This is a genomic window from Paenibacillus sanguinis 2301083 = DSM 16941 (genome assembly GCF_000374825.1).
GTDB lineage: Bacteria > Bacillota > Bacilli > Paenibacillales > Paenibacillaceae > Fontibacillus > Fontibacillus sanguinis.
Genome location: NZ_KB895379.1, coordinates 215680 through 240683 on the forward strand (window position 1 = coordinate 215680; position 25004 = coordinate 240683).

Consider the following 25004-nt stretch of genomic DNA (forward strand, 5'->3'; position numbering starts at 1 on the left):
TCTTAAAACCAGGTACTAAGACTTGGAATAAGTTTATTATAACCGCTTTTGCGCGAAAAGGAAAACGTTAACTCCAGAATCAAGTATTTAAAGACTGCCCATCTACAGCCAAGGCCGCCTCACCGATAATTTCCGCCAAGGTAGGATGGGCAAATACCGCTTGTCCAATTTCCCAAGGCGTGGCATCAAGAAGCTGTGCCAATGCAGCCTGACCAATCAATTCGGTAGCATGGGGACCAATAATTTGTACGCCCAGAATATCGTTTGTTTGAGCATCGGCTACCATCTTGACGAAGCCCTCCGTTTCGCCGTGAACCAACGCCTTGCCAATCGCGGAGAACGGAACTTTGCCGATGTTGACCTTCAACCCCTTGTCCTTGGCCTCCTTGGCCGTAATTCCCACCGAAGCTACCTCAGGCCGTGTATAAACACAACGTGGTACCTGGCTCTCCTGATATGCATAAGACGTTGCACCCGCCAAATGATTCACGGCCGTCAACCCTTCATGGCTGGCTGCATGGGCAAGCTGTAGCCCGCCGATGCAATCGCCAATGGCATAAATATGCGGCTCGGTCGTCTGCATATACTCATTTACTCGAATGAAACCACGTTCTAAACCTACATCGGTATTCTCCAAGCCAATGTTCTCTACGTTGGCCTGGCGCCCTACGGAGATCAGCAGCTTGTCGCCGGATAGCTCCAGCTTGTCTTCCCCCTGACGGGCAGATATCTGTACACGGTTCCCCTTGATTGCATACGTTTCAGGCTCCACTGATACACCCGTCAATATGTTGACGCCCCTACGCTGCAACTGCTTCTGCAACTCATGCGCCACGTCCTTGTCCTCCGCTGGAAGAAGCTGATCCGCTGCCTCTACCAGCGTCACCTCTACACCGAAGTCGCTCAGCAGTGAAGCCCACTCCACACCGATGACCCCGCCTCCAATAATCAGGATGGAACCGGGCAGCTCCTCCAGTTGCAGAGCTTCATCACTGGTAAGAATATGGATACCGTCCGGTGTTAGCCCCGGCAATATGCGTGGTCTTGAGCCCGTTGCAATAATCAGATTTGTCGGTACAACGGTTTCCATCTCGCCGTCCGCAAATTCAACAGCTACCGCTCCACTCTTGGGCGAGAAGATAGATGGGCCAATCACTCGTCCTTTCCCTTCGATAATGCGAATCTTATGCTTACGCATCAAATATTGAACTCCTTTATGGAGTTGATCTACGATTCCTTGCTTCCGCTCTTGAACCTTTGGAAATACTAATGTTAATTCACCCGCCTCAATACCAAAGCTGGCGCTATCCTTCATTTGGGCATAAAGCTCGGCACTACGCAGCAGAGCCTTACTTGGAATACAGCCACGGTGCAGACAGGTTCCTCCCAGCTTGTCCTGCTCAATGATGACAACCTCTTTCCCCAATTGCGCCGCACGAATCGCCGCTATGTATCCTCCAGTGCCTCCGCCTAATACGGCTACATCACATGTAATTGTCATTTAACCATCTCCATCCATCTATCAATATGCTCATCCATAATCAATCATTTATATTTTACCTTGTTTCTCTATGATTACAAAAGAGAAACCAACCATGGACATCCCTGGGTGAAATAGGTATGATATTTCTAACCGTCGCCTCAATCTCGGTTGTATGGCAGAAAGGACGATGCTCTTATGAAGCTAAAGCTGTCCAGGTTCATTGCGATCCTCATGCTGGTTCTGCCTGGTATTGCCGCAATGACGGGCTTTCTGAAGATGAAGGACGCCTTGTTTAACTATATGTCCGACCATGGCAACGATTCTCTCAGCCGTGTCACCTTTGACTGGCTGGAATTCGGGCTGGGCTTCGTCCTCTTTCTTGCTGGCGCCGGTTTCTTGGGAGGCTGGATTTTCTTCCGTGACCGCAAGCGCAATTATTTAGGCCCCAGATTTCGCAACAAGCAAGCAACGGCAGAGGAGAATTCCTCACAGTCCTGAACTTGAATATGTCAAAACCTATATATTCTATACATCTCAAAAAAACCTCTTGCCCCAAGCTTTGGTGTAAGAGGTTTTTGTCTTATTCGTATAAAGCATCCTTCAGCTTGGTTGACATCCGCGATCCGCTATGTCCTGACACCCGCAGCAGCGCCTTGCGCAGCCTAAGATTCTCCGCCGTGACCTGTTCAATGCGCTTTAGCAGTTCCTGAACCAATTGCCGCTCATTATCCCCTAATGCAGCCTGCTCCAGCCTATCGCTATATGCAGACAAGTCAAACTCGTTTGCCATGTTGTTCATTTCCTCTCTTAACAATCTAATGCTTGCATGCAGCATGCTCAACAGCCTGGGTCAGCAAGGAAATGACATGCTCATCATCGCAGCTATAATATACCGTATTGGCTTCTCTGCGAAATTTCACCAGCCGCAAATTGCGTAACAGGCTTAATTGATGCGAAACTGCCGATTGTGATAACCCCAACACTTCCGATATATGAGTCACAGAACATTCCTCCTCTGACAGCAAATAAAGGATTTTGATCCGTGTTGGATCGGACAGTGTTTTAAAAATAGTGGAAACTTGCTCAAGAATCTCCGGACTCAAAAAATGATGGACCTCTTTCTTCACCAGGGCTCCCCTTCCATGCCATTGTTTCAATAGTCAATATGAATGTATGCTCACGCAAAGAATAATCTTGTACCTCAGAATTGTCAAGCTTGTCATGATCGCCTGTCATGATCGCCATGTTATGATCGCCAAGCCTTCATAAGCTATTACTATTTCAGCTACGTATTGCTGCCACCTCAATTTCGGATAAATCTTGATAAATATATATAAGGTATTAACTCTTCTTTCCAGCTTTCCAGGTTACAAATGTATTAATCAGTATTACAATAATTAATCCTAATAACAGGATATTAGTCATACTAAGATTTGAATCTATCGCTTTAATATCATTTGATATTTGATGAGAACCACTACTTACCGTAGAACTAACACTACTTACTTGATTAGAAAGATTTATTATTTGCTGTTTGTAATCTACTTCGGGATTTTCCATTGAAAATCACCCTCTCTCCGCTTAAGATTCTCAATCTGAAAGAAATTGCTCCTCTACTGGTTGTTTAACCTAACCAATAAAGGAGCAAAATCTATACATATTTACTGTAAAAGTTTAGAGGTATAGAGTAAGTAATTTGCCAAGCCCTATTCCTCATCCCTTCAAGAAACTTTATGCTCAATCCGCAGCTTGTCGGCGACCATCGCAATAAATTCACTGTTGGTGGGCTTCGATTTGCTGATGTTGATCGTATAACCGAACAAATGACTGATGCTGTCGATGTTGCCGCGCGTCCATGCGACTTCAATAGCATGACGGATGGCACGTTCGACACGGGAAGGTGTAGTCTTGAATTTTTCAGCAATTGCAGGATAAAGCGTTTTGGTTATGGCTCCAAGAATCTCAATGTTGTTGTACACCATCGTAATGGCTTCGCGCAGATACTGATATCCTTTAATATGCGCAGGTACACCGATTTCATGAATGATCGAAGTAATGTTCGCGTCCAAATTCTTTCCTTTGCCAAGCGGAACTACATTGGATTTCACAAATGCAGCGGATGCTCCACCACTCGTCAGGCTTTGTACGCCTACAAGCTGGCGAATCCGGTTAGCCAGAACCTCCATGTCAAATGGTTTCAGAATGTAGTAAGAAGCGCCAAGCTGAACGGCACGCTGCGTGATGTTCTCTTGACCGAAGGCGGTCAGCATGATGATTTTGGGCTGTGGATTCAGGTTGAGATCACGTATACGTTCGAGCACTCCCAGTCCATCCAGGTGAGGCATGATGATATCCAGAATCAGAACCTCCGGCACCTTGCCAGCCGCATTATCGATCATCTCCAGCACTTCTTCCCCATTATATGCGATTCCTGAGACGATCATATCGTCTTGTTCTGAGATGTATTCCGCAAGCAAATTTGTAAATTCTCGATTATCATCCGCCAACAACACTTCGATTTTATGCACTACCGACTTCCTCCTTCAAAATGAAAAAATGATGATCTCCTTCTCTTTCCCAAGAATAAGGATTCGACATGTAAAAGTAAATTCCTTCTGTCGAAAATTATTTTTCTTTATTTTTTTACGGTGTTAAGTTATAATAATTTATTTGTTTACATAAAGTGATGATGTTCGTAGCCATTCGACAAATGCATACATATTTTGCTTGATGGGTGTCGACATTGGTCATATCCTAAATATAAAAAAACCTCAAGGCAGCAATTAGCTAGCCTTAAGATTTTGGGTTGGTTCTGGGTGACCTTTTAATATTCCTGCATCCTGAAGCATCCATTCAATGAAGCAGCCATACCCGGATCGTGGGTCATTGACAAATACGTGGGTAACTGCACCAATCAGCTTACCGTTTTGCAGGATTGGACTGCCGCTCATCCCTTGAACAATCCCGCCCGTTTTTTCAACTAAACGTGGATCTGTGATGCGCAGGACAAGCCCTTTGGTTTCAGGAACGTTTTGTTTGGAAACATGCACAATTTCAACCTTGAAGCGTTCTACACGTTGCCCTTCCACCACCGTAAGTATCTCCGCCGGGCCTTCCTTGACTTCCTCGGCGAATGCGACTGGAACAGGCTTCTGGAAGACGCTGTGCTCCGGATTTTGTGACATCTTGCCAAAGATACCGAAATGCGTATTGCGCTCAATGTTGCCTAATATTTTGCCCTCTTTCAAAAAATGAGCCCGTTTCTCGCCGGGTTCTCCACTTTCGCTTTTCGATATGGAAGAAACACTGGATTGAAGAATTTGACCACTTCCCACCACAATGGGAGTCTGAGTGTTCATATCCGTGATGATGTGTCCAAGCGCACCATATACCCCCTGATTGGGCGCATAGAACGTTAATGTGCCAACCCCGGCAGCGGAGTCCCTAATATACAAACCCAATCTCCAGGCGCCGTCCTGCTTGTCAAAGGCTGGACTTAACGAGGTATTAAATTCCTTCTCCCCTCGTTTGTAGGTAATCTTCAGCGGGCGCTTGCTCTTGCCCGCATCAGCCGCGATATTAGCTACATCACTAATATCCTTGAGTTTGACCCCATTGATATGCGTGATTAAATCGCCAGCTTGAATACCGGCCTGCTCTCCGGGGGATACCTTCTCCGCTTCGGTAATCACCTGATGATGCCCAACGACGAGAATACCGGCAGATTTCACCTTAACTCCAATCGTTTGTCCCCCGGGTATTACCTTTAACTCGGGAATGACATTCACCTTGACTGTCTTGAGAGGAATTTGACCGAATAATTTCATACGAAGCTTGGCTTCTCCGCTCTGGAGCGTCGAAAGCTTGAGGGGATTCCCCAAAGATACTTTCATGGAGGGGTTGGCCTGATCATTCAACCGAACGACATCAGGGCGATCAACACTAATTTCAGCTTGTACCGGTAAAGCTAAAGAAATCTGTGTCCCCTGCCCTTGGAACAGGCGTAATTCGTCCGGCATGGCGGGCAAATGCCCTTCAGCGGCGGACGTACCGATAAAACAAAAGAAGAAGGCAAGAAAAAGACCGAGCATTCTTTTCCTGAGGTTCGGGTTCAACGGCTGTCACGCTCCCTTAACTTCTTCGCTTGACGAAAAGGTGGTCGCCAATTGCGTACCTATAAGATACCCCCGGTCAGGTGTTTTATTACTGTCAATCATTGTGCCGCACGGAATAATCCATCCTTTTGTTCCTGCGCCAGCTTGAGCATTTCTTGTGCATGATGTTGCGTTTTCTCCGTTATTTCAACCCCTCCAAGCATTCGGGCCAGCTCATTCACACGTCCTGCTTCATCAAGCGCTTCAACTTGGGTCATCGTCCGGCCATCGACAACAATCTTCTCAATAAGATACTGACGATCCGCCATACACGCCACCTGTGGCAGATGGGTAATGGCAAAGACCTGACACATCGTAGACAAGCGCATCAGCTTATCAGCGATGGCTTGTGCGGCCCGGCCGCTAACTCCTGTATCGACTTCATCAAAGATCAATACCGGGACCTGCTCGTGGCGGGCAAAAATGCTCTTGAGCGCCAGCATAATCCGCGATAACTCCCCGCCGGAAGCAATTTTACCCAAGGGACGCAACGGCTCGCCCGGATTAGGAGAAATCAGGAATTCTGCTGTATCAATACCATTCCTGCCAGGACGAACCTTCCGCCCTTCCCATTCAAGACCTTGACGATCCTCAGCCCATGCCAGCTTCACCTGCATGCTGGTCCGCCCCATTTGCAAGTCCTTAAGCTCCCCTTCAATTTGGGCAGCAAGCTCATCGGCAATCTTACGTCGCAAAGCGCTCAGCTTGACGGCTTGCTTCAATAGCTTGGAACCCAGCTTTTCACGCTGAGTCTGCAATTGCTCCAATCGTTCATCCTTATTCTCAAGCGCATCCGTTTCCTGTCGTATCTTATTGTAATATTCTAAAATGCCGCCTATATCATCGCCATACTTGCGACGCAGGGTGGAGATAAGGTTAAGACGTTCCTCCACTTCATCAAGCCGCTCTGGATTAAATTCAATATGCTCACGATAACTTCTCAAACCAAACGAAACATCCTCAAGCTGATAATAAGCCGATTGCAATTGTTCCAGCAGCGGCCCAACTCCCTTACTGTCGTAAGCAGCCACATCGTTCAAGCGGGAGACCGCTTTGGCAATGGCGTCAAGACCATGTGGACCGTGCAGTAAATCATAAGCCCCCGATATTGAATCCATCATCTTCTCGCTGTGGGATAGTTTCACCTTTTCTTCCAGAAGCCATTCATCTTCACCGGGCTTTAACTCGGCAGCGGCAATTTCATTTAGCTGAAAACGATACAAATCCAGCATTTGCAACGCTTGCTGGCTAGTATTACGCAATTCATCATATTCCTTGTCAACGCGCACAAACTCATTATAGGTGGTCCGATATTCCGTTTTCACCGAAGCAATTGCCTCCGCACCATACGCATCAAGCAGCTCTAAATGGAGCTCGGGCCGAAGCAAGGTTTGATGCTCATGTTGGCCATGCAAATTGATCAACCCCCCGCCAACCTCTCGCAGCATGGACAAATTGACCAGTTGACCGTTAATACGCGCCGAGCTTTTGCCTTGCAGGCTGATCTCACGGCGGATAATAAGCAATTCCCCAGGATCAGCGGCTATGCCCAATCCATTCAGTATAGTCCATACCGGATGCGTCTCAGGAACATCAAAGGAGGCCTCCATCTCTGCCTTATCGCAGCCATAGCGAATCAAATCCGCAGAGCCACGACCGCCAGCAATCAAGCCCAGAGCATCAATGATAATCGATTTGCCCGCACCCGTCTCCCCTGTCAACACGTGAAATCCGGAACCAAATGAAACCTCGACCTCTTCAACCACCGCCAGATTGCGAATGGATAAATGAATCAACATGCGAGGCACTCCTCCCTACACCGAATCCGTTATGATATGTAACCCATAATTTGTTCGATTACAAAAGCACTGTACTCCTCATTTCGGCAAATTAACAAAATGGTATCATCGCCACTGATTGTCCCCAGCAAATCCGGCCATTCCATATTATCGATCAGCACAGCTACGGAATTCGCTGTCCCGGGCAGACACTTCATAACCACCAGATTACTGGTATGATCAATATGCACAAAGCTGTCCACCAGCGCCCGCTGCAGCTTATGCACCGGATTATAGCGATTAACAATAGGCATGGAGTATTTATAACGCCCATCATCTGTAGGAACCTTGATTAGCATTAACTCCTTGATGTCGCGCGACACTGTCGCCTGCGTCACCGGATATCCCGCTTCTCTCAACGCCTCCACCAGTTCATCTTGAGTTTCAATCTCCATTGACGAAATAATATCACGAATTTTGATTTGTCGTTGACCCTTCATTCTGCCCTCCATAAGCCCTTCAAGGCTGCTTCTTCTTCATCTTCGTCCGTGGTCAGGACGATTTCCTTCACTTCTCCCTGGTCCGGGTCCACGTACAGAACACCCGCGCACTCGGGATATAACAGTAAATAAGGCAGTAATTCCCTGCGAACACCACTGCCTGTCCATTCGATGGGCAAACGCTCCCGTGCAGTTCTTACCAAATAGAATTCCCCGTTCTTGACCGCAATATAGTCGATGAACAAGCGGCTATGCACAACCTCCCGATTGACTCGGAAAGCAAGAGGCACCTTCAATTTATCACTAATCACCTCATAACCCGCTTGCTCAAGCAGTTCAACAGCAGGATGCTCCAAAATCTCTTCATTCATTTTAAAGCCGATGCCTGATCTTAACGTAAACGGCTTACGGACCCAAATACGAAAGCCGCGATACAATAAATAAAATCCAATTCCCGCAATCAGCAGCATGAGAAGACCATCTGAGCTTGCACCCACCGCAATCACCTCAACCCTTATTTCGACGCAACTGCGGAAAGCTCCTTCTGCCTCACTCATTCTATTTATCGGATTTCTAAAGGCATAAGCAGCCATTTTTCTATATTATAGGGAACTTATGTTCGTTTTTCAAGCTGTCATTTAGCAAAAAAAGACCCATCATTTTGATGAGCCTGTAAAAGTATTCGCCGCTTCCTGTACAACAGCAGCAGCCATATCATGAATCGCCTGCTGCTTCCCGGTATTTTCCGCCTCTTGAATGGATTGATCATCTTCCAATTTAAGATGTGCCAAAAATTCAATGTTGCCTTCACCCCCGGTAATCGGTGAAAACGTTAATCCGGCAACTTTAAATCCGTGTTGCACTGCAAACCCGAGAACGGTTTCCAGCACCTCCTGATGTACCTTCGGGTCGCGAATCACTCCGGATTTGCCAACCTTCTCCCGCCCTGCCTCAAATTGCGGCTTGATGAGTGCTGCGATATCCGCCGGCCGCTTAAGCAAGGTTAACAAGGGCGGCAAAATAATTTTGAGCGAGATAAAGGAAACGTCAATGCTGGCAAAATTAGGCACAGGACCGTCCAGATCCTCCGGTGTCATATAGCGAAAATTGGTTCGCTCCTTTACGTTGACCCGCTCATCATTGCGAAGCGACCAGTCAAGCTGATTGTAGCCAACATCAATGGCGTATACATAGCTTGCTCCATGCTGCAAGGCACAATCCGTAAAACCACCGGTTGAGGACCCGATATCGAGCATCGTTCTACCCTCAAGCTTGATCTCAAAACGCTTTAAGGCCTTCTCCAGCTTAAGTCCCCCACGGCTGACATAAGGGTGTACCGCCCCTTTGACCGACAGGACCGTATCGCGGGAAATCTTAGTCCCCGCCTTCTCCAGACGTTCCTGTCCACCGAACACCAGTCCAGCCATAATCGCGGCCTTGGCCTTTTCCCTGCTCTCAAAAAATCCCTGCTCCACCAGCAGGACATCTAGTCGTTCCTTGGATACCGACATGCCAATCTCCCGTCTGCCTTAATAAGGGTTCACCTTTTTGCCATATGCCATATGCTGCTTGGCACGAAATTTTTGCACCTCTTCGACTACGCTCTCTGCCGTCAAGCCCACTTCGGCAAGCTGATCCTTGATGCTGCCATGCTCGATAAAGCGATCCGGCACTCCCATCAGACTGATATCCACTCCCGTAATTCCTAGTTCGGCATAATGCTCCAGAATGGCACTGCCCAGGCTTCCGGCTTGCGAGGCTTCCTCCAGCACAACCATTTTGCCGCCCATTTGCGCCAGCTTTGCCAACATTTCACCATCAAGCGGCTTCAAAAACCGTGCGTTGACAACACTAGCTGTAACTCCTTCGCGCTTAAGCAGCTCTGCCGCTTCCTCAGCAACCTGCACCATTGGGCCAACGGCGATAAGGGTTAGGCTTTCCCCTTCTCGCAGCATCTCCCATGTTCCAATCGGAATCGGCACTAATTCCTCATCCAGAGGAACACCAGGCACATTGATGCGAGGATAACGGTATGCGATGGGACCATCGTTATATTCAAGCGCTGTCTTCATCATATGACGCAGTTCATTTTCGTCCTTAGGCATCATCATCACCATATTCGGAATATGACGCATGAACGCGATATCATAGACGCCTTGATGTGTTTCACCGTCCGCACCAACAAAGCCGGCACGATCAATGGCGAACATAACGTTGGCATTATGACGGCAAATGTCATGCACAATCTGATCATACGCCCGCTGCATAAAGGTGGAATACACCGCATAAACCGGCTTCATTCCTTCCATTGCCAGCGCCGCGCACATCGTTGCCGCATGCTGTTCGGCAATACCCACATCAATCATGCGATCAGGGAAGCGTTCCGCAAAGGGCACAAGACCGGAGCCGCCCGGCATAGCTGGCGTAACCGCAACAATCCGTTCGTCCTGCTCAGCCAGACGGATGAGGGTTTGCCCGAAAACCTCAGTATACATCGGATTCCCAACAGCCTTAAGCACTTGACCAGATTCAATCTTGTACGGCGAAATTCCGTGCCATTTATGAGAATCCTTCTCCGCCGGCTGGTATCCCTTGCCTTTGGTTGTTAGGACATGGACAAGCACAGGACCGCTAACATTATTTGCTTGCTTGAATGACTCGATCAATCCAGGCAAATCATGGCCGTCAACGGGGCCCAAATATTTGAAGCCGAGCTCTTCAAACAGCACACCCGAAACCATCAAATATTTCAGACTGTCCTTCACTCGTTCCACCGTTTTGGCAACCTTGCCTCCGATGGCTGGAATCCGCTTAAGCAATTGCTCCACTTCATCCTTGGCCCGTAAGTAATTACGATCCGAACGAATTTTAGTCAAATAATTGTGCATCGCGCCAACGTTGGGGGCAATGGACATTTCATTATCATTCAAAATAACCATCAGGTCCTTCTTTTCATGCCCGATATGATTCAGGGCTTCAAAGGCCATCCCACCGGTTAACGCACCGTCACCGATCATGGCTATTACCCGATGAGACTCACCCTTAAGATCTCTGGCAAGCGCCATCCCCATCGCTGCGGAGAGCGATGTGCTGCTGTGTCCCGCTTCCCATACATCATGCTCACTTTCGTTCCTCTTCACGAAGCCGCATAAGCCCCCATGCTTGCGCAGTGAGTCAAATTGGTCCATCCGTCCGGTCAGTATTTTATGGACATATGCCTGATGGCCCACGTCAAAAATAAATTTGTCCTGCGGACTGTTATAACAATAGTGCAGGGCGATCGTCAATTCCACCACACCCAAATTAGAAGCCAAATGCCCACCAGTTATAGATAATTTCTCGATCAGAAACTGACGTATTTCGGCAGCAAGCGGCTCCAACTGCTCCATGGACAAGTTTTTCAGATCGGCAGGCTCATGAATTTGTGAAAGCAGCACAGCCATTCCCCGCTTCCTTAAATAAATTTCTCAGACTTTCAGAAGGTTCAAAACCTTTCTTAAAGGTCTAATCTCTCTTGTTGATAATAACCTTCATTATACCATATGTGACGATGTTGTCGAAAACAGAATCAATTTAGTGATCACGGTTTAGCAGGAAATCGGCAATTTCCAATAAGCGCTGCGGATAAGGAATGCAGCCCTCCTGTAAAGCCTGCTTTGCCTCGCGGGTAAGGCGATTCACCTCTGCACGCGAGCCCTCAATGCCCAGGAAGTAAGGATAGGTAACCTTCTCCTGCTTAATGTCGCTTTGCGTCTTTTTGCCCAGCTTGCTTTCGTCTCCAATCAAATCCAGAATATCATCCTGAATTTGAAAGGCATGGCCCAATGCCCGGCCAAAGCGCTCCAAGGCATCAAGCTGAGCTTCTGTGGCAGAAGCAATGCGTCCGCCTGCCTTGAGACAGAATACGATTAAATCGCCTGTCTTATGCTCATGGATAAAGCGAAGTTGCTCCAGGGCCGTTAGTCCTTGCTCGCCCTCCATATCAGCCACCTGCCCGCCCACCATCCCGGCAGGCCCGGCAAAGCGAGATAATTCCCCCACGATAGCCAGCACGTTTTCGGCGGGCACGCCATGCTGAGTTCCCGCTTGAACTACACTGTAGAAGGCATGCGTCAATAGCCCATCTCCAGACAAAATAGCCATCGCTTCGCCGAACACTTTGTGGCTGGTTGGCTTGCCGCGACGGAAGTCATCATTATCCAAGGCTGGCAGGTCGTCATGAATCAGTGAATACGTATGCACCATTTCCACGGCGCAGGCGACGGGCAAGGCAGCTTCCCGGCTCCCGCCCAACGCTTCCGCCGCAGCCACGACGAGCAGTGGACGCAGCCTCTTCCCTCCTGCCATCAATGAATATTCCATCGCTTTGCGCAGGCTCTCCGGAACCTCCCATGTCGCGGGAATGCTTAAGGTCAGCCCGGATACCACGACGCGGCCAACCTCTTCCATATATTCGTCTAACGCTGTCTGCTTGTGCTGCTGCAAAAAGATCCCCGCTCTCTGTTCAGAAATCACTTGGCTCGCCCAGCGGCGGCTGAAACGGCTGCTTGCTAATCTCGCCATCCTCTTCAACAATCATCTCGATTTTGCGTTCAACCTCAGCCAGCTTCTGTCCACATAATTGCGAAAGCTGCATTCCCTGCTGAAACAGGTCGATCGCCTTCTCCAAGGGTACGTCGCCCCGCTCCAGCTCAGATACAATATTCTCCAACTGTTGCATGGCTTCCTCGAAGTTAACCTGTGCCTGCTCTGCCACAGGATCAACCTTTTCCGCCTGCTTCTTCATCTTTACCAGCTCCTTCCGCCCTCATGCCCCATACTTGGCAATCCAACTCTCCATCCGTAATAGCCACCCGGATTCTGTCCCCCAGCTCCACCTGGGCTAGTGATTTAACCAGTTTCGTGCCTGTTTCGTCATAAACGAGACTATACCCACGCCCCATTACCTTCAACGGGCTTAGCGCGTCCAGTTGGCGGATATGTGCCGTTAGCTGACGCGAGCGATCACGCAGCAGACTGAGCATCGATTGCCGCAGCAAACGGTCCGCGCTCTGCTGACGCCGCAGCGCGAATTGCAACGTCTCCTGCGGATGATAGCGCAGGAGACGTTGACGCAGGCGGCCATGCGCCGCATCCGCCAGTTGCAGCCGCAGCGCGGCGCGCTCCTGTAGCCGCGATGACAGCCTGTCCAGCCGCTCCGCGTGCTGGAGCAGGCTGCGCCGCGGCTGCAGAAGCGCCGGCGAGCGCTGTATGCGGCTGAGCCGCTCGCGCGCTTGCCGCAGGCGATGCTGCAAGCCCTGCTGCAGCATCTGCTCGCGCTGGCGGAGCTGCGCGCGCAGCTCCGCCGTGTGCGGCACGGCCAGCTCGGCGGCCGCTGTGGGCGTTGCCGCCCGCAGGTCGGCGACAAAATCGGCGATCGTAAAGTCGGTCTCATGGCCAACGGCCGAAATGACCGGAATCGCCGATTCGTAGATCGCACGCGCGACCTGCTCCTCGTTAAACGCCCACAGCTCCTCGAGCGAGCCGCCGCCGCGGCCGACGATCAATACGTCGGCCTCACCCATGGCGTTCAGCGTGCGGAGCGCCTTCACGATCGAGGGCGCTGCCCCTTTGCCTTGAACCAGCACCGGGTAGAGAACAACCGCCGCTTGCGGGTAACGTCGCGCCAGCGTGGTCAAGATATCCCTCACCGCCGCCCCCGTCGGCGAGGTCACCACACCAATCGTGCGCGGAAAGCGCGGCAATGGCCGCTTCCGCTGCGGCGCAAACAGGCCTTCTCCCTCCAGCTTCTGCTTCAATTGCTCGAAGGCCAGGTACAGGCTGCCAATGCCATCGGGCTGCATATGTGTTGCATAGAACTGATATTGCCCATCCCGTTCATAGACGGAAACATTTCCGCGGGCGATAACCCGTGCGCCCTCCTTCGGCTTGAACGGGAGCCGCTGATTATGCGAAGCAAACATGATGCATTTGATCCGGCTGTCCGTATCCTTGAGCGTAAAATACATATGTCCGCTGGAGTGATGCGTGAAGTTGGAGATTTCCCCGCGAATCCAGACATCCGCCAGCGTCGCGTCGGATTCCAGCTTCATCCGCATATAGCGGTTTAATTCCTTGACCGATAAAATTCGCTGCGGCTGCACCAGAACACTCCCCTTTCCTAGTATATAAGTTGAACACAAAGAAGCAGACGAGAAAATGTTCTTACGATTCTTTAATTCAACTTATATAATAACGCCCGTCCTGTAGCCTTTGGCTCATTTATTCACCACATCACAATTTCAAGCCAGACCTTGAAGTCTCTTGGCCGCAATCAGCGTATTTTGCATCAGCATCGTAATGGTCATCGGGCCTACGCCGCCGGGAACAGGTGTAATCGGTCCGGAGATTTCCCGAACACTCTCATAATCCACATCTCCCGCCAGCTTACCGTTATCCAGGCGATTCATCCCGACGTCGATGACAACAGCTCCCGGCTTCACATAAGAGGCATCCACAAAATTGGCTCGTCCAATAGCAACCACAAGAATGTCTGCTTGTTGGGTCAATTCCTTCATATTGGTGGTACGAGAATGACACATCGTAACCGTCGCATTCTCCCGTTGCAGCAGCAGGGATACCGGCTTGCCAACGATATTGCTGCGCCCGATTACCACCGCATGCTTGCCCGAGATTGAGAGACCTGTACGCTTGATCAGTTCAATAACGCCCGCAGGAGTGCAAGGCAACAGACTATCGTCACCAATGACCAGATTCCCCACATTCACGGGATGGAAGCCATCAACGTCTTTCTCTACTGCGATAGCGTCAATGACCGCCTTCTCCTCGATATGCCCCGGCAAGGGCAACTGGACCAGAATCCCATGGATATTCGCCTGCTGATTCAGCTTATTCACCAGAGTCAACAGTTCATCCTGTGAGGTCGCGGCTGAGAGACGGTGAACTTCGGAATAGTAGCCCAGATCATGACAAGCCTTCTCCTTATTGCGTACATAGACTTGAGATGCCGGATCTTCGCCAACGAGCACGACGGCCAGCCCCGGTGTGAAGCCCTGCTTCACCAGTTGCTGCACTTCCTCTCGCAAACTTCCCCGAATATCCTCTGAGATTTGTTTCCCGTTAATGATAGGTGCTGACATGTCATCTCTCCTCTGCTCTGTGTAAGGTAATTCAAAAAATCTGCTTTTGATCACGAAGCGGGTAAGGCAGCGCGTTCAACGTCGAGTCTTGAATTCACCCCGTGCCAAGCGAAAATTTTATCGTTTGCTCTTCAACTGCTCGACATCCTGAATCATCTTGCCAAGTACGCCATTCACGAATTTACCGGAATCTCCGGTTCCGAAGTGCTTGGCCAACTCAATGGCTTCGTTGACGGCCACTTTGCCCGGAACATCATCACGAAATACCATTTCGTAAGTAGCAAGTCGAAGCACCTGCCGATCCACTTTGGACAATCGGCTAAGCTGCCAGCCCTTCAAATAGTCGACCAACAATTCGTCAATGGCCTCTTTATGCCCCCAGGTCCCCTCAATCAGTTCCAGCACAAACGCTTTGGTTGCATCGATGTCGGACAATTCCACTTCACTTTCATTTTCCCCCGCCGCTTCCGTCAGCAGCATCATCACCGCTTCTTCCGCATCCACCTCATTCATTTCCATCTGGTACATGCTCTGCACCGCAATTTCTCTGGCTAATCGCCGTTTCATGGTTTTCCTCCTAAAATTAATCTCAAGCCGTATATCCTTGGTTGCAAATCGCCCTACCCGGACAAAAAAAGACCCGTAACAGGCTTACTCCACAAAATGGGCAAGAAGGTTCCTCAGCTCTTTTTCTGGAGAAAGCATATTACAGGGATCATTTAAAAGGGCGCCAGCGTGAAGACAACCATTCCCAAATTCGGCCCCAGGGCAAGAAAGGGCCTTCCTCCAAGTCCTTCTGTTTGCCTACAGTATATCCGATAAACAACAGTAAGGCACAGAACAGCATATTCCAAAAATCAAAAAACATATAGATTATCCATAAGAACAAGGCCGTCGCTATTCCGAGCAAGCGTCCTCTATAATTCTCCCATAATTCCTTCCAAAACATCCCGCTGCTCACCTCTATTCAACCCGGCTTTTGATCACCGGTGAATGAACCAGATTGGCGATGTATACCGAGACATACGTTACGGGAATCCCCGTAATCTCCTCTACATGGTCATGAACCTGCTTCTGCACTTCTTCCGTCAGCAACGGAATAGAGCTTTCTCCATCCACCATGGCACGAACTACAATTTCCAGGCCAGCTTCTGTAATGCGAATACGTGTCTTGACTTCCTTAATACCGCGAACACGGGATGCCGCCTTGAACGACAAGTTCTCAATCGTCTCTACCGAAATTTGAATATCGCCGTATTCCGTCCGCTGGTCGATCGAAGACATCGACGTCCGATCTCTGCGCACTGATATGTAGAAAAAGCGGATGCTCAAGAGCAGCAAGATAATGATGACCGTCCACACACTGATGTAATAAGCTTGGTGCTTCAGTACATCGCTATCCAGAGGTATGGCCTTCGTCAGCAAAAGAATCGCGAACAAGGTTAGTATAATAATGCTCAAGCTATAGATAAACAGCAACAATCGATCTAAAATTTTGGCCACGGCAAGTATAGCCTCCTTGGTACAGCGTGTCCACGCTGAAAATTACAGTAAACCCCTGACCCAGAACGGTCGGGGGTTTATGAACCAACATTATTTCACCCGGTGAGCCGGCTCCAATTCTTCAACACGCTCCGTTGCTTTGAAGATGACGTCGTGAATATGTACGTTCACTTCCACTACGTTCAGCCCCGTCATCGTTTCGATCGAGCGTTTGACATTGCGTTGAATTTCGGAAGCTACTTCAGGCAGACGATTGCCGTATTCCACAATCACCGACACGTCCACAGCCGCTTCGCGTTGTCCAACTTCCACCTTGACACCCTTGGACAGGTTCTTTCTGCCAAGCAGTTCAGCAATGCCTCCAGCAAAGCCCCCGCTCATTCCGGCAACACCTTTGACTTCAACGGTAGCCAGACCAGCGATAACTTCAATAACCTCCGGGGCAATCTGAATTTCACCGATCTCCGTGCGTTCAAATTCCGTAGGCAATGTGCTCATTCTATTCATCCACCTCTCAATAAGTATGACGCCGCAATAGCGGGTATAGCTGCGCACTTATTATACATACTATATCATTTCGGGTTCATTATGACAAACGAGCAAGCAGCTTCTTAAATCTCGTTTTCTTCCAGAAATTTAATATCAAAATCACCCTTGAGAAAGGCAGGATGCTCCAGCAATCTCTGATGAAAAGGAATGGTCGTATGAATGCCTTCAATCGCAAATTCGGATAAGGCCCGCTTCATCTTGGCAATAGCTTCTTCCCGCGTTGCTCCCCAAACGATCAGCTTCGCAATCATGGAATCATAATGCGGAGAGATCGTATATCCCGGATATGCCCCGCTGTCTACACGCACGCCCGGACCTCCTGGCGGCAAATAAAATCCGATTTTCCCAGGGGACGGCATGAAGTTGCGTGCAGGATCTTCGGCGTTGATACGGCACTCGATGGACCAGCCGTTCAGTTCAACATCCTCCTGATTAAACGAAAGGGGATTGCCCTCCGCTACGGAGATCATCTCCTGAATCAAGTCAATACCTGTAACCATTTCTGTGACCGGGTGCTCAACCTGAATTCTGGTGTTCATCTCCATAAAGTAGAAATGACCATCCGGGCTCAACAGAAATTCCAGCGTACCCGCCCCCGAATAATTCACAGCAAGCGCTGCGCGTACGGCAGCTTCACCCATTTCACGGCGCTTCTCCTCCGTAAGTATAGGGCAAGGCGCCTCCTCGATCAGCTTCTGGCGGCGGCGCTGAATCGAGCAATCCCGCTCGCCCAGATAAACCGCGTTGCCATGCTTGTCGGCAATGATTTGAATCTCTACATGCTTCATGCCGGTTAAAAATTTCTCCAGATATACGCCAGCATTGCCGAAGGCCTTCTGGGCTTCCTGCTGAGCTGTTGTAATCTGCTTGATCAGCGAATTCTCGTCCTCCGCAATGCGGATTCCCTTGCCTCCGCCCCCGGCCGTAGCCTTGATGATGACGGGATAACCGATATCACGGGCGATCATGATTGCTTCATCGATATCCTCAACGAGGCCATCCGTACCTGGAATAACGGGTACTTTTGCATCCTTCATCGTCTGTTTGGCTACCGCCTTATCTCCCATTCGCGTAATCGCTTCGGGAGAGGGGCCGATAAACGTAATATTGCAGGAGCCACAGATTTCTGCGAAATCGGCATTTTCGGCCAAAAATCCATAGCCTGGATGGATGGCATCACATTCTGTCAAAGTAGCAACGCTCATCAGATTGGTCAAATTCAGGTAACTGTCCTTGGACAGGGTAGGCCCGATACAATAGGCTTCATCAGCCAAACGCACATGCAGCGAATCCTTATCTGCCTCAGAATATACCGCCACCGTGGAAATGCCCAGTTCGCGGCAGGCGCGAATAATCCGAACCGCAATTTCGCCGCGGTTTGCGATTAATACTTTGTGAAATTTCATAAGTGTCTCATGTCCTCCTTTGGAAAGCGACGCCCCTCACTCTTGGACAGGTGCGGGTGCGATACAATCTAGCTACTCCGGCTTCACCAAGAAAAGAGGTTGTCCGTATTCTACCATTTGACCATTTTCCACGAGAATTTCAGCAATTTCACCCTTGACTTCAGCCTCAAGTTCATTCATCAGCTTCATCGCTTCGATAATGCAGACCGTTGTTTTCTCGCCTACCTTATCTCCGATGTTGACAAAAGGCTGGGCTTCCGGGGAAGAGGAACGATAAAAGGTCCCTACCATCGGTGAAACTATCGTATGTAAATTAGCGACCGATGCACTGGCTCTCACCGATTCCTCTGCTTGCTGGGTTGCGGTCTCAGGGACAACAGGTGCGTTGGCGGCGGTTGAGAAATGCGGCATTGCTGCCGGTACGACCGAAGATTGCATGTGAACAACCTCACTGACTCCAGGCTTACGAATACACAAACGAGCGCCTTCATTTTCAATCTCCAGCTCTTGCACGGATGTCTTGTCCAGTAGTTCGATCAATTCTTTGATTTCATTCAGTTTAAACATGTTTTCACTCTCTCCTTCAGCTTTATAGGGAAAGCTTTAGCCCAGTGACAAGCATTTACAGTCCATAACTTTATGTATTATATCACAATCGATCAAAATGGAAAGAGCCCAAGTTTACCCGGGCTCTTTCCAAGCAATTATGGGCTTGCCGCTTCCAAGCTCACCGCTTTCGTTACTGTGTCACGTACTGCACGCTGACCTTGTCTTGAGTGATGTCCAATTCCTTGATAATCAAGTCCATGATGCCAACCGCTTCCTTGGCCTCCATCTTCTCGCTGACAACGACAACCTTGAACTTATCATCCGCCTCGGTCACGACGGCATTGGCATATTGCTGTTTAAGCTTTTCTTCGATGTCATAAATCTTGGCTTCCTTCTCCTCAAGTGCGTTCAATTGCTGCTGGGCCATTGCGGATTCACTCACCGGTTTGTCCGTATCGCTGATGGTTTGCATCAGCTCTTCCTGCTTCTTCATGTTCTCTTGTGTCCGCTCGAATTGATAGGCTGTCAAAGTATCCATAGAAGACACACCCTGAGCTTCCACTTCGCTCAATACATCTTGGTCGGTTACATTTGGAGCAGCGCTCTTTGTTGAGCTTGTATCTGCCTTCGCAGTCCCGGTTGTCGGTGTTTTCTCAGTGGATGTGGTCTCTTCCTTGGTCACCGCGGAATCCTCCGCGCCTTCCTCCTGACCTTCCGGCAAGATTGCGGCATCCTCATCTGTAATTGCGTTGCCGTTCTCACTACTGCCATCCGTTGTTACTTCTGAAAGAATAACATCGTTCCCCAGCGTTTGATCCTCGTTGCTTGGCAATACACCGCTGTCCGCCACCTGTTGCCCGTCAACCGGAGCGGATGGGGAAGGTCCATCTTCCGTAAACAGATAATAAGCGGATAAAATGACCATCAGGCTGAGCATAGACACTAACCAAATCGTTTGTCTTTTGGATTTCATGTTTAAATTCCTCCTAGATAATGGGGTTGTAATTTATTGAGACTGCTTGCGCGGCACGACGGAAATCCGGTAGGCGGGAACGTTCAGACCCTTCTCGACGGCATCCACAATCAGCCCCTTAACCGTCTTGTTTTCCGCCCCTCTGGCCACGACCAGCACTCCTCGAACCTTGGGCTTGATCTTCTTGGTGACGATGGGCTGCTGCCCCACCGAAGCATCGTAAGTGACAATCTGACCGTCTCGTGTATATTGGGTAATATGCCGTTTGCCTCCGTCCGCGTCGCTTTCCTCCGTAAGTTCCTGCGAATCCTTCATATTGCGCTGGACCACGATTTCCTCAGTTGAATCAATAGTCACCAGCACATCGACAGCGCCAACGCCGACAATTTTCTCCAAAATCTCCTTAGTCTTGTTCTCCAGGCTCGACTCAATTCCGACAAAATCATCATTTTCCGGCTCGCCCGCAAGCCCGGGCAACTCTTGCATTACCGGAGGCTCCCTGCTGCCCCCTCCCTCGGTATCCACCTGCTTCACGTTGACAAATGAGTTGAACAACATGATGGCGACACCCACTAGTCCGAGAATCAAGAGCAAACGGAAGGTATTCACCGTCTTCTTGCCTTCTGCTCCGCGGCCTAACCATTGTTCCAGCTTCTTCAGCCATCCCGGCATATGTTTCACCTCCCTGACTTTTTGAACTCTTACTTTTAAGCGGGCGAATCCATAATCGTAACCGTCTCTTCCTCCACGCCCCATTGCTGCCGAAGCAGTTGTTCGATTTGCCGAGTCAACTGATGATCCGAGGTTTGGCTCGTTCCTTTGGAAGCTGCTTCATCGGTTTCTACCGGATCTGTGTTCGCAATCGCTGCCTTGCTGTCTAACGGTCTGCCTGCATCGTCCTCGGTCTGCTGATCGAGTTCGATCTGAATCTTTGGCACCGGTGCAATCGTCACTTGTTCCCGCCGCTTTGCAGCGCGTTGCCCTTCTTCCTCATTTGGCACGATCTGGGCCATGACAACCTCCACCGAAGCGATGATTGGCTGCGGGGGATTAGAATCCTCGGTCCCCGGCTTAGTAGCCAGCTTAACGGTTACGCGATCTACGAAGCGCCCTGTCTCCCGTTCAATCTGATCCTTCATCTGCCTTGCAGCTTCCTCTCCAGCCCAGACCAAGGCTTCCTCTTCCCGTTTTTGCTTCAGCTTCTCTCCTTGCTTTAGAATGGCCTCGGTGCTCTCCCCCAGTTGCTGATCGTCTAGTCCGTCCATGCCTTGGGAGAATGCCACCTTCAATTGCTGTGCTGCATCCGCCGAGAATAGCTTGATGATCGGTGAGAGCAGGGTTAATAAAACCAGAAGGCTGACGACGAACCTGACGTAACGCTCCATAGCGCGGTTAGGCAAGAGCAGCTCGATAAAAACAGCAATCAACACGATAGAAATAATTTCCCGCAGCCATTCGGCCAGCCAGTTCACGTGCTCACCACCTTGTGTTCGTGCATCAGAATGAAGAGGTCTATCTCATCATGACCGTGATGTTCCCCGCTGTAAGCATGATGGTAATGGCCAAGAAAAACATCAGGCCAACCGCCGCCAGGGCGGCAAATACATACAGCATGCTCTTCCCGATGGTCTCCAGGCAGGTCACGATGGGGGAATCCCCTAACGGCTGCATCACCGCTCCCGCCAGGTTAAAGAGAAGCGACAAGGTAATGATCTTAATAGCCGGAAACGCGCAAAGCAGCAACAGAATAATGACGCCCACCAGACCTATGGAGTTCTTGACCAGCAAAGAGGCGGAAATCACTGTATCCGTGGCATCCGCAAACACCTTGCCAACCACCGGAATGAAATTTCCGGTTAAATATTTGGCGGCCCGCAGCGTTACCCCGTCTGCCACCGAACCGGCAATGCCCTTCACGGAAATGATCCCAAGGAAGACGGTCAGCAGGATACCCAGTAGAGCCATGCTAACTGTACGTAACAGATTGGCAAGTTGGGTCAGCTTGTACTTATCCGATAATGAGCTGACGATATGCAATACGGCTGAGAAGAACAACAACGGGAAGATCACGGTATGTACGGCTGTTCCTACCATATGTACCATGAACACTACCAAGGGATGTGTCACCGTAACCGTCACCGCGTTCCCCATGGAGGCCAGCAGGGTAAAGAGCAGCGGGACCATGGCCATCATAAAATCAATCATGCCGCTGATTGCATTCGTCGCATAAGTAATCGACACCCGGAAGCTGTTGATGGCCAACACCAAAATCACCATATAGCAGATGGAGTAAGCCACTTTGCTGACCTGTTTGCGCTCGAATGCGGTTTGAAGCGTCTCCAGAATCAGGCTGAAAATGGAGAGCAATACGATGGTGACCAGAATATGTCCGTTGTAGAGCACCTCATGCCACATATACCGCATTAATCCCGACAAACCGGATTTAAGGCTGAAGCTCTGATCTTGCTGTAACAGCAGCTCCATAAAGGTAGGGACCTTCTGATCGGGGAAAAATCCGCCATACTCCTTCATGAGCTGCTGCCAGTAAGCTTCGACTTGATCAATGGGCAACTCTTCCGCTTGACGCTCCATCCAGTTATCATCCGCTCCCGGAGCGGCGGAGGCCAGAAACGGCACATTCCAGAACAAAATGAAGCCCAGAATGAGCAGGAATAGCGTTTTTCCATGCCCACGTCCGTTGGTGGTCTCCATCCTCTCTCCCCCATTCTCATGCAGTGTTTATTTATCCGTCAGGCGTTCAGCATTCGGGAAGATTGGACGAGCGCTAAGCCGGCAGCAGCTTGATAACAGTTTCCACAATGATGCTGATAATCGGAATGGCAAGCACCATGATGAAGACCTTTCCGGCCATTTCAATTTTGCTGGCAATGCTCTCTTGTCCGGCATCCCGCACAATTTGTGCCCCGAACTCAGCGATATAAGCAATTCCGATAATTTTCAGCAGCGTCTTGAGGTAGATCATCTCGACTCCGGATTTGTCGGCCAAGTCCTCAAGCACCTCGATAATGCCGCCAATTTTACCGATGAGATATAAAAAAATGAGAATTCCGGTACTTGCGGCAATCAGAAAAGCGAAGATCGGCTTGGTTTCTTTAATGACCAGAATCAGTACAGTTGCAATCAGGCCAAGCCCGACAATTTGGATGATTTCCATAGGAATTCACCTACTGAAACAAGAAGATCGATTTAATTTCCTGAAACAGACTGTCAAGCAGCCGGATGACCATGAATAGAACAACGACGAATCCGATCAGCGTCACCCAATGCGCCATGTCTTCCTTGCCCATCTGCTTCAATACAGTATGGATCATGGCGATTATGATACCGATGCCCGCAATCTGAAAGATGGCGTTCACTTCTATGTTCATTGATTTGGCACCTCGCTAACGATTTCACAGGCGGCAATCGGCCGTGGAGGAAATGGGTAATTTAGTAGAATAAAATGACAATGAACGCTCCGCACAGCAATCCTAAACTTCGATACATCTTCTCATAACGGGCCTGGTCTTCACGCGCTGCGGATTCCTCGCTCTCCAGTTGCCGGACCGCTGTGGACAGATGACCCAATTGATCCCGGCGGTCGCTTGTCCCGAGGGTGTAGCTTAACTGCCGGATCACCTCCTGCTCAGCCCCTTTCATAGCGGTATTCCCCCATAGCTTCGCAGCGGCATGCTCCAGACTCTGTTGGGCTGTCCATTGCTGACCTGAATCCATGTTGTCCGCTGCCTTGACGAATAGGGATCTGATCGGCTCTTGGGCTTGCTCTCCGATACGGCGCATCGCATCGGGGAGCGGTGTAAAACCATACATTATCTCGGTCTCCAGGCGTTTCAGAGCCAGAATCAGACGGCGAATCTGATGAGGACGCGCTGCATATTGCCTGGCATGAAGCCATCCGGCCAGCGTGGCTGCCAACAGAACGAGCGCAGCTCCGAACATTTTAACCATGCTCTTCCCTGCCCTTCCACTCCGTTCCCGCCAACGGTATCTCTCTTCGCTTGCTATCCCATAACTTGAATGCCAGTCCTTTCTCCGAGCGCGAGAGCACCACATACATCTGAAAAAAGAAGGTATCCGTTAACTTAGCCAGTGCGGGCCGGGAGGATAAATCGTCAACGCTTGATCCATGCGCCGTAGCGATGACCCGAACCCCGGCATGAAGCGCTTCAGCCAATGCTTCCACATCCTCGGGCCGCCCGATCTCATCCACAATCAACACATCCGGAGACATGGAGCGAATCATCATCATCATGCCTTCGGCCTTGGGACAGCCATCCAGTACATCGGTCCGCGGACCCACATCAAAGCCAGGCACCCCCCGCTTGCTTCCGGCAATCTCAGAACGTTCGTCGATGACGCCTACCTTGCGGCCGGGCCAAGCTGCAGCCGGATGCCCCCAGGTTCCGCTGCTGATCTGACGGGCCAAGTCGCGGATCAAGGTGGTTTTACCATGCTGAGGTGGTGAAAGAATAAGCGTGTGATGCACCGTTCTGTACTTGAAATCCAGCAACTTCGGCAGAAGCGGGTTGGCAATTCCCTTAATCTCTCTGGCGATTCGTACGTTAAATCCACTAATATCCCGTAAGTGCTCTACTTTTCCTCCACTTAGCAAAGTCCTTCCCGCCAGCCCAATCCGATGGCCGCCCGCGATCGTGATGAAGCCTTTCCGAAGTTCCTCCTCCATCGTATACAGCGAATGGTTCGTAATCAGATCAAGCAGACGATTGCTGTCTTGCTTCTCAGGCTTGTACGCCGACTGAGGATTTCTTGTGACCTCTCCCGAAGGTGTCAGGAAGTAATAGTGGCCACCTGTGTTAATCTCAAGCGGCCGCCCCTCTCGGATGCGTATCTCTTCCAATTGGGGAAAGATAGAAGACGGCAGCTTGAGCAGTAGACTTTGGAGGTTGTCGGGAAATACAGCCAGCCAGCTTGGGCCCATGAACACACCC

General features: G+C 50.0%; 30 protein-coding genes. 1 reads left to right on the top strand and 29 read right to left on the bottom strand.

Annotated features, from left to right (window positions below):
- Window positions 1-79: 79 nt before the first annotated feature.
- Window positions 80-1501: a dihydrolipoyl dehydrogenase gene (gene lpdA, locus C557_RS0108805; RefSeq protein ID WP_018751490.1), complete on the bottom strand. Its 1422-nt coding sequence runs from the start codon at window positions 1499-1501 to the stop codon at window positions 80-82.
- Window positions 1502-1678: 177 nt separating this feature from the next.
- Here lpdA and C557_RS0108810 point away from each other — a divergent pair, with 177 nt between their 5' ends.
- Window positions 1679-1981 (top strand): DUF2627 domain-containing protein, encoded by a 303-nt coding sequence (locus C557_RS0108810; RefSeq protein ID WP_018751491.1) that lies wholly within the window; start codon window positions 1679-1681, stop codon window positions 1979-1981.
- 82 nt (window positions 1982-2063) lie between these two features.
- Here the strand turns inward: C557_RS0108810 and C557_RS0108815 are convergent, their stop codons facing one another.
- From C557_RS0108815 to spoIIIAA, 28 genes are all read right to left on the bottom strand, one after another.
- A complete protein-coding gene (locus C557_RS0108815; RefSeq protein WP_018751492.1) occupies window positions 2064-2273 on the bottom strand; it encodes a hypothetical protein in 210 nt (69 codons plus the stop codon).
- A gap of 25 nt (window positions 2274-2298) precedes the next feature.
- Entirely contained in the window at window positions 2299-2610 is a 312-nt protein-coding gene (locus tag C557_RS0108820) for an ArsR/SmtB family transcription factor (protein WP_018751493.1), read from the bottom strand.
- A 214-nt stretch (window positions 2611-2824) separates the two neighbouring features.
- Window positions 2825-3043 (bottom strand): hypothetical protein, encoded by a 219-nt coding sequence (locus tag C557_RS0108825; protein ID WP_018751494.1) that lies wholly within the window; start codon window positions 3041-3043, stop codon window positions 2825-2827.
- A 161-nt stretch (window positions 3044-3204) separates the two neighbouring features.
- Window positions 3205-4011, bottom strand: a complete 807-nt coding sequence (gene spo0A / locus C557_RS0108830; RefSeq protein ID WP_018751495.1) for a sporulation transcription factor Spo0A — start codon at window positions 4009-4011, stop codon at window positions 3205-3207.
- A gap of 255 nt (window positions 4012-4266) precedes the next feature.
- Window positions 4267-5598, bottom strand: a complete 1332-nt coding sequence (gene spoIVB, locus C557_RS0108835; RefSeq protein ID WP_026263381.1) for a SpoIVB peptidase — start codon at window positions 5596-5598, stop codon at window positions 4267-4269.
- 98 nt (window positions 5599-5696) lie between these two features.
- A complete protein-coding gene (gene recN, locus C557_RS0108840) occupies window positions 5697-7436 on the bottom strand; it encodes a DNA repair protein RecN (protein WP_018751497.1) in 1740 nt (579 codons plus the stop codon).
- Between the two features lie 29 nt (window positions 7437-7465).
- Complete coding sequence (gene ahrC / locus C557_RS0108845; RefSeq protein ID WP_018751498.1) at window positions 7466-7915, bottom strand: transcriptional regulator AhrC/ArgR; 450 nt, start codon at window positions 7913-7915, stop codon at window positions 7466-7468.
- The gene (locus C557_RS0108850) at window positions 7912-8412 is read right to left on the bottom strand and encodes a hypothetical protein (RefSeq protein WP_154656197.1); all 501 of its coding nucleotides are present in this window, start codon (window positions 8410-8412) and stop codon (window positions 7912-7914) included. The genes ahrC and C557_RS0108850 overlap by 4 nt, the downstream gene beginning before the upstream one ends.
- Before the next feature lie 159 nt (window positions 8413-8571).
- Entirely contained in the window at window positions 8572-9426 is an 855-nt protein-coding gene (locus C557_RS0108855; protein ID WP_018751500.1) for a TlyA family RNA methyltransferase, read from the bottom strand.
- 18 nt (window positions 9427-9444) lie between these two features.
- The gene (dxs, locus tag C557_RS0108860) at window positions 9445-11358 is read right to left on the bottom strand and encodes a 1-deoxy-D-xylulose-5-phosphate synthase (protein ID WP_018751501.1); all 1914 of its coding nucleotides are present in this window, start codon (window positions 11356-11358) and stop codon (window positions 9445-9447) included.
- Window positions 11359-11488: 130 nt separating this feature from the next.
- Window positions 11489-12364 carry a polyprenyl synthetase family protein gene (locus C557_RS0108865; protein WP_040676668.1) on the bottom strand — a complete coding sequence of 292 codons (876 nt, stop codon included), beginning with the start codon at window positions 12362-12364 and terminating at the stop codon, window positions 11489-11491.
- 55 nt (window positions 12365-12419) lie between these two features.
- Window positions 12420-12701 carry an exodeoxyribonuclease VII small subunit gene (gene xseB, locus C557_RS0108870; RefSeq protein WP_018751503.1) on the bottom strand — a complete coding sequence of 94 codons (282 nt, stop codon included), beginning with the start codon at window positions 12699-12701 and terminating at the stop codon, window positions 12420-12422.
- Window positions 12676-14058 (bottom strand): exodeoxyribonuclease VII large subunit, encoded by a 1383-nt coding sequence (gene xseA, locus C557_RS0108875; RefSeq protein WP_018751504.1) that lies wholly within the window; start codon window positions 14056-14058, stop codon window positions 12676-12678. Before xseA ends, xseB begins: the two co-directional genes overlap by 26 nt.
- A gap of 138 nt (window positions 14059-14196) precedes the next feature.
- Window positions 14197-15054, bottom strand: a complete 858-nt coding sequence (gene folD / locus C557_RS0108880; RefSeq protein WP_018751505.1) for a bifunctional methylenetetrahydrofolate dehydrogenase/methenyltetrahydrofolate cyclohydrolase FolD — start codon at window positions 15052-15054, stop codon at window positions 14197-14199.
- Between the two features lie 117 nt (window positions 15055-15171).
- Complete coding sequence (nusB, locus tag C557_RS0108885; RefSeq protein WP_018751506.1) at window positions 15172-15621, bottom strand: transcription antitermination factor NusB; 450 nt, start codon at window positions 15619-15621, stop codon at window positions 15172-15174.
- A gap of 148 nt (window positions 15622-15769) precedes the next feature.
- A complete protein-coding gene (locus C557_RS0108890) occupies window positions 15770-16003 on the bottom strand; it encodes a DUF2273 domain-containing protein (RefSeq protein WP_018751507.1) in 234 nt (77 codons plus the stop codon).
- 14 nt (window positions 16004-16017) lie between these two features.
- Complete coding sequence (gene amaP, locus C557_RS0108895) at window positions 16018-16557, bottom strand: alkaline shock response membrane anchor protein AmaP (protein ID WP_018751508.1); 540 nt, start codon at window positions 16555-16557, stop codon at window positions 16018-16020.
- 90 nt (window positions 16558-16647) lie between these two features.
- Entirely contained in the window at window positions 16648-17055 is a 408-nt protein-coding gene (locus C557_RS0108900; RefSeq protein WP_018751509.1) for an Asp23/Gls24 family envelope stress response protein, read from the bottom strand.
- 113 nt (window positions 17056-17168) lie between these two features.
- The gene (accC, locus tag C557_RS0108905) at window positions 17169-18512 is read right to left on the bottom strand and encodes an acetyl-CoA carboxylase biotin carboxylase subunit (RefSeq protein WP_018751510.1); all 1344 of its coding nucleotides are present in this window, start codon (window positions 18510-18512) and stop codon (window positions 17169-17171) included.
- A gap of 72 nt (window positions 18513-18584) precedes the next feature.
- On the bottom strand, window positions 18585-19079 hold the full coding sequence (gene accB, locus C557_RS0108910; RefSeq protein WP_018751511.1) for an acetyl-CoA carboxylase biotin carboxyl carrier protein: 495 nt from the start codon (window positions 19077-19079) through the stop codon (window positions 18585-18587).
- Between the two features lie 172 nt (window positions 19080-19251).
- Window positions 19252-20034, bottom strand: coding sequence for a SpoIIIAH-like family protein (locus C557_RS0108915; RefSeq protein WP_018751512.1), 783 nt, complete (start codon window positions 20032-20034; stop codon window positions 19252-19254).
- A 33-nt stretch (window positions 20035-20067) separates the two neighbouring features.
- Window positions 20068-20706, bottom strand: a complete 639-nt coding sequence (gene spoIIIAG, locus C557_RS0108920) for a stage III sporulation protein AG (protein WP_018751513.1) — start codon at window positions 20704-20706, stop codon at window positions 20068-20070.
- 35 nt (window positions 20707-20741) lie between these two features.
- Window positions 20742-21506: a stage III sporulation protein AF gene (spoIIIAF, locus tag C557_RS0108925; protein WP_018751514.1), complete on the bottom strand. Its 765-nt coding sequence runs from the start codon at window positions 21504-21506 to the stop codon at window positions 20742-20744.
- A 40-nt stretch (window positions 21507-21546) separates the two neighbouring features.
- Window positions 21547-22746 (bottom strand): stage III sporulation protein AE, encoded by a 1200-nt coding sequence (spoIIIAE, locus tag C557_RS0108930; protein ID WP_018751515.1) that lies wholly within the window; start codon window positions 22744-22746, stop codon window positions 21547-21549.
- Between the two features lie 73 nt (window positions 22747-22819).
- Entirely contained in the window at window positions 22820-23209 is a 390-nt protein-coding gene (gene spoIIIAD, locus C557_RS0108935; protein ID WP_018751516.1) for a stage III sporulation protein AD, read from the bottom strand.
- 10 nt (window positions 23210-23219) lie between these two features.
- Complete coding sequence (gene spoIIIAC, locus C557_RS0108940; protein WP_009225775.1) at window positions 23220-23423, bottom strand: stage III sporulation protein AC; 204 nt, start codon at window positions 23421-23423, stop codon at window positions 23220-23222.
- A gap of 61 nt (window positions 23424-23484) precedes the next feature.
- The gene (gene spoIIIAB, locus C557_RS0108945; protein WP_018751517.1) at window positions 23485-24003 is read right to left on the bottom strand and encodes a stage III sporulation protein SpoIIIAB; all 519 of its coding nucleotides are present in this window, start codon (window positions 24001-24003) and stop codon (window positions 23485-23487) included.
- Window positions 23996-24994, bottom strand: a complete 999-nt coding sequence (gene spoIIIAA / locus C557_RS0108950) for a stage III sporulation protein AA (RefSeq protein WP_018751518.1) — start codon at window positions 24992-24994, stop codon at window positions 23996-23998. Before spoIIIAA ends, spoIIIAB begins: the two co-directional genes overlap by 8 nt.
- Window positions 24995-25004: the final 10 nt, after the last annotated feature.